At 64.3% G+C, this 11,354-nt stretch carries 9 protein-coding genes and 3 tRNA genes; 1 reads left to right on the top strand and 11 read right to left on the bottom strand.

Annotated elements, in window-relative coordinates; genetic code table 11:
* Positions 1–48: 48 nt before the first annotated feature.
* The 5 genes from B2363_RS13075 to B2363_RS13055 all read right to left on the bottom strand — a co-directional run bounded on the left by B2363_RS13075 (position 49) and on the right by B2363_RS13055 (position 2,262).
* Positions 49–201 (bottom strand): hypothetical protein, encoded by a 153-nt coding sequence (locus B2363_RS13075; RefSeq protein WP_286930726.1) that lies wholly within the window; start codon positions 199–201, stop codon positions 49–51.
* Positions 202–396: 195 nt separating this feature from the next.
* Positions 397–963, bottom strand: coding sequence for a hypothetical protein (locus tag B2363_RS13070; RefSeq protein ID WP_286930725.1), 567 nt, complete (start codon positions 961–963; stop codon positions 397–399).
* Between the two features lie 99 nt (positions 964–1,062).
* The gene (locus B2363_RS13065; protein ID WP_286930723.1) at positions 1,063–1,713 is read right to left on the bottom strand and encodes an NUDIX domain-containing protein; all 651 of its coding nucleotides are present in this window, start codon (positions 1,711–1,713) and stop codon (positions 1,063–1,065) included.
* Positions 1,714–1,784: 71 nt separating this feature from the next.
* Positions 1,785–2,132, bottom strand: a complete 348-nt coding sequence (locus tag B2363_RS13060; RefSeq protein ID WP_286930721.1) for a hypothetical protein — start codon at positions 2,130–2,132, stop codon at positions 1,785–1,787.
* Positions 2,133–2,186: 54 nt separating this feature from the next.
* Positions 2,187–2,262: transfer RNA gene (locus B2363_RS13055), tRNA-Ala, on the bottom strand.
* 78 nt (positions 2,263–2,340) lie between these two features.
* Between B2363_RS13055 and B2363_RS13050 the strand changes: the two genes are divergently transcribed.
* Positions 2,341–2,781 (top strand): very short patch repair endonuclease, encoded by a 441-nt coding sequence (locus B2363_RS13050; RefSeq protein WP_286930719.1) that lies wholly within the window; start codon positions 2,341–2,343, stop codon positions 2,779–2,781.
* A 338-nt stretch (positions 2,782–3,119) separates the two neighbouring features.
* Here the strand turns inward: B2363_RS13050 and B2363_RS13045 are convergent, their stop codons facing one another.
* From B2363_RS13045 to B2363_RS13020, 6 genes are all read right to left on the bottom strand, one after another.
* Positions 3,120–4,223 carry a PD-(D/E)XK motif protein gene (locus B2363_RS13045; protein WP_286930718.1) on the bottom strand — a complete coding sequence of 368 codons (1,104 nt, stop codon included), beginning with the start codon at positions 4,221–4,223 and terminating at the stop codon, positions 3,120–3,122.
* Complete coding sequence (locus tag B2363_RS13040) at positions 4,216–6,981, bottom strand: Z1 domain-containing protein (protein WP_286930716.1); 2,766 nt, start codon at positions 6,979–6,981, stop codon at positions 4,216–4,218. Before B2363_RS13040 ends, B2363_RS13045 begins: the two co-directional genes overlap by 8 nt.
* Positions 6,978–9,218, bottom strand: a complete 2,241-nt coding sequence (locus B2363_RS13035; protein WP_286930715.1) for a DUF262 domain-containing protein — start codon at positions 9,216–9,218, stop codon at positions 6,978–6,980. The genes B2363_RS13040 and B2363_RS13035 overlap by 4 nt, the downstream gene beginning before the upstream one ends.
* Positions 9,219–9,334: 116 nt before the next feature.
* A complete protein-coding gene (locus B2363_RS13030; RefSeq protein WP_286930714.1) occupies positions 9,335–10,729 on the bottom strand; it encodes a DNA cytosine methyltransferase in 1,395 nt (464 codons plus the stop codon).
* Positions 10,730–11,042: 313 nt separating this feature from the next.
* Positions 11,043–11,118 (bottom strand) — tRNA-Ala (locus B2363_RS13025).
* 145 nt (positions 11,119–11,263) lie between these two features.
* Positions 11,264–11,338 (bottom strand) — tRNA-Ile (locus B2363_RS13020).
* Positions 11,339–11,354: the final 16 nt, after the last annotated feature.

The following is an 11,354-nucleotide window of genomic DNA, read 5'->3' as shown; positions in this document are numbered from 1 at the left end:
CCGTGTGGTTCATCCACATGGCTGTGCACAGCTGGGGACAACGCCGCGTCAGCGCAGGTGGGCGAACTCGTCGAGCCCGGCGTCCTCCTCGGCCAGCGAGAACGAGGCCATCGCCCGACTCACCATGCCGGTCGCCAGCATCACGGCGACGGACACAGTGAACGCCATGCCGCACAGGAAGGCGAGCGCCAGCGCGATCATGGGGTCGACCTGTCGTCCCTGGCCATGGTGCTCGCCTCCGTCGTCGTGCGTGACATTGGAGAGCGAGCAGGCCCGGGTTCCGGACGTGGAACCCGGGCCTGCCCAGGACTGCCTGCAACGGTAGGAATTACATCGCTGTTATTTCATCCACAGGTCTACCCACACCTGGGGACGAACCCGCCGTCCGCGCTGCGGTCAGACGCGACGGGTGTCGGGATCCTCGGGCGGAGCGTCCGTCAGCGCGGGGTCCCGCACGTCGGAGTCCGGGTCGCCACCGTGCTTGCCGGTGAAGACGGGCCGATCCTGCGACACCGGGTCCTGCCGGGCCGCGGCCACGTCGTCGTGGCGACCGTCGGTGAGGTCGTCACGCTGGGCGTCCGTGCGGTCGTTGCGCTGACCGTCGGTGACGTCGGGGTCGATCTCGTCGGCCTTGGCCATCCGGTGGTCGACGTGCTGCTTGGTCTCCGCGGCCTCCTGTTGGAGCTCCTCGGCCTGACGCTCGAGTCGCTCGGCGTCGAGTCGCGCCTGGTCGGCGTCGGCACGGGCCGCCGCGGCACCGGCGGCGGTCTGGTTGGCAGAGACCGAGGCCTCGCGGGCCTCGTCGCGCAGACGGGCGGCTTCGACGCGCTGCTCGCGCTCCTTCTCGAGCCGCTTCTCCTCCTTGGCCTTGTTTCCCTTCGTGAGGGCCCAGACGAGAGCGGCCACGAGCAGCAGCGCCACAACCGCGATCAGGATCCAGACCCAGGGGTCGACGTTGTCCATCAGGTTCACCTCCGCGGGTCCGGCTGCGTCGGTCGACGCTGGCGCACCGGGCCCTCCCTCCTTGGTACCGCAGTCCGGGCCCCTCCGCTCGTCGGAGAATCAGGCGAAAGGGCCGTCCAGCAGCGCCCATTGCAGGAGCATGATCGCCTTGGCGTCCACGATCTCGGTGCCGATGGCCGCGCGGGCCCGGTCGATGTCCAGCTCCACGATCTCGATGTCCTCGCCCTCGGCCGCGACGCCGTGCTGCGTGCCCTCGATGTCCTCCGAGCGATACGGGGCCGCGAAGAAGTGCACGCGCTCGGTCACGGAACCGGGGCTCATGAACACGTCGAAGACGTGCTGGACCGGACCGATCTCGACGCCCGTCTCCTCGACGGTCTCGCGGCGGATCGCCGCGACGGGGTCGTCCTCGTCCAGCAAGCCGGCGGCGGTTTCAAGGAGCATCCCGTCAGGGTGGCCGTTGACGTAGACCGGGAAGCGGAACTGCCGCGTCAGCAGCACCGTCCTGCGGTCCGCGTCGTAGAGCAGGATCGTCGCGCCGTCGCCGCGGTCATAGGTCTCGCGCCGCTCGGTGCGCCAGACGTCGTCGGACCCGCGTCGGTCGAACGTCGTCGCGCGCAGGACGTACCAGTCGTTCGACAGCACCTCCACGTCGCGCACGACGACGTCGGGGTTGCGGGTCAGGTCGCGACCGGTCAGGTGCAGGCCCATGCGGCCGCGATGGTCAGGGGTGTCGATGCCGGGGGTCATCGCACCAGCCTCCCGGACAGGGCGGCGCGGCCCGCCGATGACGCGCCGGGACGGAGCTCAAGGACGTGGATCTAGGTGTAGGGGCTGTCGAACGACGTGGGCGTCAGGAAGGCCGCCACCACCGCGAGAGCGGAGAAGAAGATCAGAGGAAGCACGTCGTAGAAGAAGTACAGCCCGTAGAAGTCCGTGAGAGCCCCTTGGAGAGCCTCGACCCAGACCAGCACCAGGTGGACCGCGAAGGGCAGGGTCGCCGCGAAGAGGAACTTCGCGAAGGGGGCCCGGACGAGGACGACGCCGACGAAGCTGGCGATCGCCGCAACGCACCCGACGACGACCCACCCCACCGGCTCCGGATTGAAGACCAACAGGCCGGCCCCACAGGCCAGATGAACACAGAAGCATCCCAGCGCCACTCCCATGCGGCGATCGTCCGGCTGGCTCACCGGCACGCTCTGGCGAGGGTTGCGGTCATGTGGTGGAGCCTAGGGGACTCGAACCCCTAACCCCCTGCTTGCAAAGCAGGTGCGCTACCAATTGCGCCAAGGCCCCGTGGTGGGAGAGCGTCAGACCGGATCGCTGCCCTGATTCGCACATGCGGTCCCGGACTCGCGCGGACATGATGAAAGTGTGCCGACATACGAGAGCTGGGCGAGCAGTGCGGCGTCTCGCAACGTCATGCGAGCGAACAGGTCTCGCGACACCGCGCCAGAGATTGCAATCCGCCGCCTCCTTCACGCTGCAGGGCTCCGCTACCGGGTCAATCATCGCCCCGAGCCCGCGCTGCGCCGCACCGCCGACATCGTGTTCACCAAGCAGCGCATCGCTGTATTCATCGACGGCTGCTACTGGCACGCCTGCCCGGAGCATAAGACGATCGCACAGTCGAACGCGACCTACTGGTCTGAGAAGCTCGCTCGGAACGTCGCCCGCGATGCTGACACCACCGAGCGACTGCGGGCCGCAGGGTGGACTGTCCTCCGGTTCTGGGAACACGAGGACCCGGCCGAAGTCGCCTCAGCCGTGGCTGCGACGGTCTACGACCTATCCGTTGGACCCGAGCGCGGGTAGGCCGCGATACGAGTCCGGCAGGAGTTGCGCATTTCGCGCCCACGGTCCAAGCGTCGTGTCGTACCCGGTGTCTCGTTTTGCCGTCGCGGACAAGCGAAGCAGGCGATACGCGCGACCTAGATCGTTAGACGCCTCGAGGACCGCAGAAACAGTGTTGAACTCGTAGTCGCTAGCGGAAGTCGACCGCTCCACCTCTCGCTCGACGTCCCGCCGGGACTCAGACTTGGGTAGTTCTTGTCCGCAAGCTTGAGGGTCGGCATCCGGAAGTTAGACGTCGACGGTCGTCTTGATCTTCTCGTCGCTCCACGGTTGAGATGCCACGAGAGATGCTCGCGCACTCAAGCCGTGGGCGGAGCGGACTCAGAAGAGGTCGGCGGATCAAGGAGCAAGTCGACGATCGTCGGGAGTCCGGAGACGGGATTGACCACCCCCCTGAACGGGTACGGCAGGGCAACCTTGAACTCGATCGAGTCCACATCGATGTGCGAGAACCCCGAGACGTCTGAGCGCTGGAGGATGTGAAGGCCGTCATCCGCCAGGTCGTAGAGCCGCTCGAACGTCGGTGAGAACCGCTTCTGGAAGCGTGACTTGTTCCTGTCGCGTGCATGCTTGTAGCCGAGACCGGCGTCGCCGCCGTACTGCTGTACTCGATCAAGAAAGTCATCTTGCGCAGAGGTGTTCGTGATTCTCTGAAGGATCCGCTCCACGAGCGACGGGACTGCTTCGCCTGCACACTGACCGCTGGGGACAGCGACCACCCCCAGACTCAGCAGATACAGGTGCGTCTCGGAAACGTCAATGACCGGGTGCCCGACCTCGACCTGTTGGAAGCCCTGGATGTGGTGTGTGGACGTGGATCCCGACGTCGTCTTGACCTCGACGCCGACCGCGCCGAACTGGAAGTCGCGCGACGACGGCCGCCAGCCGAACCAGGATCCGACGAGGTCGTCGACGGCTGCGGGTTGGGCCCTGACCGTGAGCTCGTCGAGGAGAACGAGCTCTCCATAGAGGCCCACGAGCACCTGGTCACCAATCTGCTCGCTCCCGTGGATGAACTTCGCGATCAGTGGCTCGACCTGTGCAAACGCCCCGTGCGGGTCGTCGTCGAACCCCGCCTGGATGAGCTCGACGCAGATGAGCGCGGCCGCGCTGTCGAAGTAGGTATCTCCCGGAAGAACGATCTGGTTCGCGCAGATCGAACCCTCGTTCGACGACTGCCAGTCCTCGCGGTAGTCCATCGCACGGTCGACCACGGACTGGGATGCCGCAAGCCGGCCACCCACGAGGAAGACCTCGACTCGACCGGCCTCGTCGCGCGACAATGCGACCGAGTGGGCTCCGTCGGCAAATCCGATGGAACGCTCGGTCGACGACGATGCGGGATCCAGGCTCGCGACGTACGACTTGAGTTGCTCGTACGTTGTCTGGTCTGTATCAGTCACTGGAGTTCCTCGTCATCGCTCGCATCTGATCGGGCCCACCCAGCGGGATGCTCAACCCGACGGCTGTAGTGACAGAACCGTCAGAGCGCTCGATCGGGTGGAACAGGATCAAGCCGTCTTCACCTGCCTTCCGGTCGCCGCTCGGCGTGATGTTCGCTGCTCGATGACGTGCCCGATAGTCGAACTGGTCATCGCCACGGATCTCGCCGTCCTCGCCGCGACCTCGTGATCCCCACGTCGCCCGGAGCTCGTTGCCAGCAACCTGGCGCTTCATGGCACGCACAGGACCGGCGAGCGCCGCGAGGGGACCGTCTGTCACGATGCTCCCATCGCCGAAACGGAGGCCCACCCAGAACTTCGGCTGCTCGGAACGTTTGGTTCTCAGATCCACCAGGTCCCACCGCGTCGGCGGCTCGTCGGTCGTCACGACGGAGGGCACGCGCCTTATCAAGCACGCATGCCAGAACCGGAGGTAAGCGGCGACCCAGTACGGAGACTTTGCACCAAGGTCGCGGCCCTCCTGTACAGAGGGAGCCCGAAACAAGGGCACGACCGGATCGGCTCCAAGTTGGGCGTAGTTCTCGGCCGAACGCCATCGTTCACCCTCGGGCCCGTCTCTGCCAGGCCCGTGGTCGGCATAACACAACTCGTCGAGCACGTCTGCGGCCTCAAGCAGCGACATTGGCGTCCCGCGCATGAGCCCGCGAGGGCGCGCGCCGCTTCCGACGTTAATCGGATCGACCGCGAACAGCTCGGCGACAAGACGCGCGTTCGCATCGTCGTGGCCAGGTGCATTCATGTGAGTGATGAATGGCTTCGGGCCAGGAAAGAGCGGCTGACCCCGGAGGTTCGCGATCTTCCCCGTGGCGAGGTAGGTCCGTCCCTGTAGGACGCTGATGTCTGGGAGGGCGTTGTTGGACTCCATCCGAGCGAGGACATCGAGTCTGAGCGCCTCATCGTCCTCGTGGTAACTGACGAAGTTGCCGAGCACGTCCTGCGGCATGAACACGCGGCACAGGTCGATGTAACTGCCGCGGTAACCGAACCACCTCTGCATCTGCATCTGCGTGTCCGCAAACGGGATGCCGGCTCGACGGGTGAACAACGTGGTGGTCAGGCCCTCGAGCGTGAGGCCCCGCGACATCACGTTGCCCGAGATGAAGATTGTCGACAGGTTCTGAGGTGCACGCCAGGTCTCGTCTACCTCATGCGACGGCGAGTACTGCGGTCGGTCGTCTGCGTCTTCGTGGCTGTTGATCACACGCACCGATGTCGCCGGAAGGATTTGGCTGAGTATCAGGCTTTGAACGGAGCGCCACTCGTCGAGTTGAGGAACGGGCCGATCACCCGCCCCCGGCATGGCGACAACGGCTGTCGCGGCCTTCGAATACTCCCCGAGCCAGTGCAGCCACCGCTCAGGCTGTGCAGCCATGTCCTGCTCAATGCCGGCAGAGCCAAGCTGCCTGTCGATCCGAGTGTCGACATCGTCGCCATCCGCATCCTCGACCGCGCCTGCGGACCAACGGAGCAATTCCTGAGCGACCCGGAAATGGTCGTCCATGCCCGACGACGGGTGGATCAACATTGATGCCACTGCGGGCAACTGCTGTTTGGCATCCTCCAACGACACGAAAGTTGCTTCCTTGGCGTCGCGAGGCCCGAGTCGGTTGGGCACTCGCATCAAACGGACGGCAGAGGCAACGAGGAACGCTCGAACTGCCTCCGGGACCTGTTCATTAGGAGCGATCTGGTCGGTCGGAATGCACAACGGCACAGAGCTCAAGGTCTTGTAGTAGGTGTCGCCGCCGGTGTACCAGTCTTTGATGCCCTCCGGCACCCGATATGTCGGTGTGCGAATCTCTGGGATCCCCTCTGCACCAGCGGTCCTGAGGCTCGCCACGAAGTCTCGCGGGGCGAGGGGATTCTGGTCGTCCTGGAGGAAGTTGGCATGAGGAGTCGCTGTGTACGCCAGGTACGTGGCGAAGACGTTGCTGTTCACCGTCTCGCCTGGATGGGCTCGGTCCTCCCAGATGTCGACGATTCTGCGTGGCACCTGTTTCGGCTCGGCCGTGGGCGAAGCAGCCTCAGCGCTCGCGTCCACGACTGAAGAGTCATCGGCCTCGTCATCGATGACAAGCACGTGAAATGGCTTGTCGCGTGCGGAGGCGCCAGCGTAGACGTCTCGCATGACCTTAGCGAGCCGTTGCAGGTGCGCCCAGTTCTTCATGACGATGGCGAGGATCGGCTTGTTCTGCTTCAAAGCCAGGGTCAGCGCCGCTGGCGCGCCAATCTGGTAGAGAAGGTCGATGTCGACATCAGGCGGGTCGGCTGGGATGGTTCGTGGTACGAGAAGCCGGCGCTTGTGGGCGTTGGTCGCGAACGCCAACTGGTCGGTTGCGCGCTCGTGAGTCTGCTTCCACAAGGCGGTCCGGGTGCCGGCGAGGATGACCACCGCATCGACGCCACGATCCAGTGCTTTAGCTGTGACGGCCATCATCGACGCGGTCTTACCCGACTGCACAGCCCCCATGACGAGACCGCTGCGCTCACGGGACGAGGGCCACTGGCCGTCTGCCGGATCACCGACCCCGAAGACGCCTCGATCGACGATGAACTCCGCGTCCTCTTCGATGACTCCGCGGCTGGTTGCGTTGATTCCCCCCAGGTGAGTCGCATAGGTCTCCCACCAAGACGGCTCCGAGACCGATCCTGTTGGACGGAAGATCCGCACCATTCCATGCGGCGCGTTGTTGCTCATGCGCTCAACAGCGCCGCCAGCCCGGACTCTCCGAACTGCTGCTTGATCAAGTCGTCCGCGGCGGCGGGGTCGACGTCAAGCACGTCCAGCAGCCCCTTGACCACCCTGGCAATGAACTCCCACTGGTCCTTCGACTGTGCGCTCGTCGGTCGCTTCCAACTGCTCGACGACTCCAGGATCGCGGGCGTTGCGTCGTCGGAGAGGGCGCGCAGGTCGTCACCGAGCACGAGGCTCGCCGCTGACATCCCGATCACGCCAGCGACGAGTTGCAGTTCCTGCCACTTGCCCTTGCCTTGGGCGTTCTTGAAGGTGGGCGCCCAACCGCCGTTCGCCTCGACGATCGCGTGGGCGTCCACGCCGTGGTCGAGCATGGTCATCGCGACCCTGACTCGTTCGGCGCTCCGGAGACGGTCGCCATGGGTCTCCTGCACCCGCTTGAGGAGGGCATTGATGTGGCTGGCGGTTGAGCGTCCCTGAGTCTCGTCATCGAGGAGAAGAGTCGCGGCCGTCCACGAGAGGATCTTGGTGCGCTTGTATCCGACTCGATCGAATCCGTATCCGTCGAGCGTCTTCGACGTGGAGCTCAGATCATCCCAGACCTCGACGAGGAAGGGCGCCACAGCCTCGACGTCCTCGGCGTCGCCCGCGGTTACAAGGAGAGCCTTCATCAGGTCCAGCTCGTGATAGAGCGCGTTCCGGATCTCTTCCGCGTTGAGGTGCTTACCCTGCTTGTTGTACAGGCTGAACACCTCGTGGACCTGCGCCGGAGTCACCTTCTTGTAGGTGATCACCGGGATCTTGTATGCCGAGGTCTGCTCGAATACCGACTTGATCTTCTTCGGAAGACCTTGGACCTGGATGGTCTCCTCGCGGATCTCCGAGTAGTACTTCCCTTTCAGGTGGGCCAGGCTCCCCTGCGGTCCTAGTGGACCGCGCTTGGGTCGGCGGAGGGCGAACGGGAAGTAGAGTCTCCGCTCGACCTGGGCCGTTAGTTTCTCGCTCTCCTTGGTGTTCCAGAGCCTTTTGAACTTCGGGTAGTCGGCACGGAAGAGCGTCTCGGCGTCGGGCTCACTCCAAAGCGCCGCCTTTTCGGCCACGAGCGCCGTCGCTCGCGGGTGTGCCCCGATGAACCTGAGAATGGATGTCAGGCGCTGCTTGCCGTCCACGACTTCGTAGTTGGTCGTCATGCCGTCATCGCCCTGCAGGATGATCACAGATGGGAGGGGAATGCCGCGGAGGATCGACTCGATCAGCAACTGTGCGTCGCCGGTCGGCCACACGTCAGCGCGTTGATACGAGGGGCTTAGGTTGAGCTCATTGTCCTCGGCGTGCTGGACGAAGTCTGAGATCGGCCAAGTGTCGGCGTCCGCGTTGATCGGAACACCCTCCGACTCAGCTTCCTCTTCATCTTCGACCTCCGCCTCTTCCCACGCGGTGACCCAGGCCTGGGTGGCCGTCGTGAGCGTCTCGGCACCCTCGCTCGTCTCGCTCATACGGGCTACGAACTCGTCGCGCATCGTCGTCGCCCGCTCAAGGAGCTCCGCAAGCCCCACAAACATCGTGTACTCGCCTGCCCCGGCCTCCAGTCCAAGTGCGGCAACAAGGCTCGTGTCGAACGCGTCGGGACCCGAAACGTCGAGGTCACTCGGAAGGCGGAGCCACCCCTTTACATCGACCAATCGCTCGCGCCAACTGCCGTCACCGATCCGGACAGACTCGGCCTTAATCGCCGTGGGCGAAGCATCGACCCCGATAGGAGTCTGTGCCGTGTCGGCAAGCTGCGCGATCAGCTCGGCGACGTTCTCCTCGATCTCGCTGAGGTCCTCTGGCACTGTCGACTCCTGTTCTCGCGGGGCGTTCTCGCCACGTTCTTGTTGATCCGGAAGGTTTGCGCTCACTACGCGCGTGAGGAAATCTAGCGGCGACTCGTTGCGAGGAGAGTTCACGTACTCGAGAACGGCGGCGTCAACGAGCCGATTCAAGCCGACGAGCGTAATGGTGTCTCCCAGAGAAAAGCAGGACTCGTCCCATGAGACTCCGAGTCGCCCCGCAATAGCTCGCCCTGCCTCTACCTTGCCCGGAACCAGTTCCTCTAGGCCGAGGAATCGGCCGAGAGAGTCTAGCGCCGATCGCTTCTCCTTGCTGCCGGCCCCGAGCGGCTCAGAGGGAACTCCACCTAATGCATACATCCGCGCTGTCGCGGCCGCCTTCGACCTCGCGCTCGAGTACTCCACCACGCATCACGCTCATCACCTAGATCGTTAATTCCGCCGACCCTCCCGACAGGTTCAGGTAAGCACACGTGCGGCCGGGGGGCGGCAGTAACGCTGCGGCGCTCGGCCACTCGTTGAGGCTAGCCCACCGCCCTGGTGTTGGTTCCGCTCGTCCGGCGGACTCGCTGAATCACTGGCCGCTCGCGGTCCCAATAGCGTTCTAAGGCAGCGTCTGGGCTCGGTGCGCTCGCCTCAACGGCGTCGGCGAGGCCGGGTGCACGCCGCCGGACGCTTGGACTGGTCTTGAGAACGTGCTCGCGGAAGACGTGGTAAGCGGCGCCGACGTTCACGCCGTTTCCCAGTTGTTTGTATGTCGCAGATTCGGGCTGGTCACCGAAGTCGAACCACTCAGGAAGGCCCTGTAGTCGAGCAGCTTCCCGTGGCGAGATTCGTCGCTGAAGATGGCCCAGAATGCTCGTCTGCCTGATTGCGACTAGTGCGGGTACATAGGTTGCCTTCTTGACGCGAAGGCCAGATGGTCGGAGATGCATCACGGTGTCCAAGAGCGACTCGGCGTCCTGAGCCTGCCATTCAAACTTGCGCCTCGACGCGGGGAAGTCCCGGAGGTAGCCCCAGCGCTCCAGCCAGGCCTCGATCAGGTCTTGGTGATTGGTGTAGAGCTCCGCATTCTTCCGAAGGAAGGTGGCCTTCCAGTGCGGGGTGTCGTCGGGGACTACCAAGTCGTCCATGTGAACGAACGCGTCAACCCAGATGGGGAACCCTGGAAGCTTCGACACACCTCCCCGACGAAGGGAGATCACGAAGTCGTTCCATGCCTCGACCCACATTTTCTCGGCCGAGGTCAGGTTCAGTCGGAGCCGGTTCCCCAATTCCTTGTCCGGCTGTACGGGAAGATCCGAATGAAGTTCCCAACTCTTGGGTGACCAACCGTCGACTGGCTGGCGCGGCACAGAAGGCTCGACGTCTACGTGTGAATCCTGCGAGCCGACATGCGTAGCCGCGATGAACACACGCTCACGGACCTGCGGACGCCCGCCGCGCTCGGGCGGAAGCACGTGCGGAGAGAAGACGATGGGGCGGGACGAGACCTGGTAGCCGAGTTCGCGAAGCGAGCGGACGATCACATCCCACTCGTGCTTGTGGCGGGGTCCGTAGATGTTGCGGACGTTTTCCAGGAGGACCACCGTCGGTCGTCGCACCTCCAAGATCCGGAGGATGTTCCAGAACAGCGTTCCACGCGCCTCGTCCATACCCCGCTGGAAACCCGACTTAGAGAAGGGCTGGCAAGGGAAGCCTGCGGTCAGGACGTCGTGCGCGGGCACTCGCATCCGCGTTTCGGTGTCATCGACGATGTCGCCGTAGGCTTTGGCGCCCCAGTTCCGCTCGTAGACGGCCGCGGCTTCTGGGTCCTTCTCGACGGCATATACACACTCCCCGCCCAGGGCCCCGAGCGCGGCGTGAAACCCACCGACGCCTGCGAACAAGTCAACAAACGTGAACGGTGCCGAGCTCATGCCTAGTAGCTTAGCTGAGCTTTCAGCTTTCCGTTCGTCTTCTTGCATGGCGTTTCCCGTCCCCTGCCCGATACCGGTGTGCGCTGCCAAAGCAGGCGCAGATGGCCGACGCTAGATCGGCGCACCGACAAAATGCAGAGATGTAAGAACGGGTTGCGCCACGGCGGGGACTCGGTTGGTGTGGGATCCAACGGGCAGGCAGCACACTGTGCTCTACCCGATTCCCCCACCGGTCCCAAACAGCGGATCTGCGGCTAGCAGGCTGAGCGGCCAGAGAAGGACAGAAAGCCGCAGGCTGAACTGGCGTTTCTCGTGGTGGAGCCTAGGGGACTCGAACCCCTAACCCCCTGCTTGCAAAGCAGGTGCGCTACCAATTGCGCCAAGGCCCCGTGGTGGGAGAGCGTCAGACCGGATCGCTGTGCTGAGCCCAGGCATCGGGCTGAGCTGCGGACTTGCGGCGGTTCGCGAACCAGACGGCTCCGCCGACCGCGAGTGCCAGGGTGAGGATCTTCTTCACGTCGATTCCTCCTTCGGTGGGCCTAGATGGACTTGAACCATCGACCTCTTCCTTATCAGGGAAGCGCTCTAACCGAGCTGAGCTATAGGCCCCGGGCAGCAATAGAAG

The sequence above is a fragment of the Aeromicrobium sp. UBA7512 genome (assembly GCF_002476985.1).
Classification (GTDB): Bacteria; Actinomycetota; Actinomycetes; order Propionibacteriales; family Nocardioidaceae; genus Aeromicrobium; species Aeromicrobium phoceense.
Note: the sequence above shows the minus strand (reverse complement) of the source record. Positions and strands in the feature narration are given on the sequence as shown.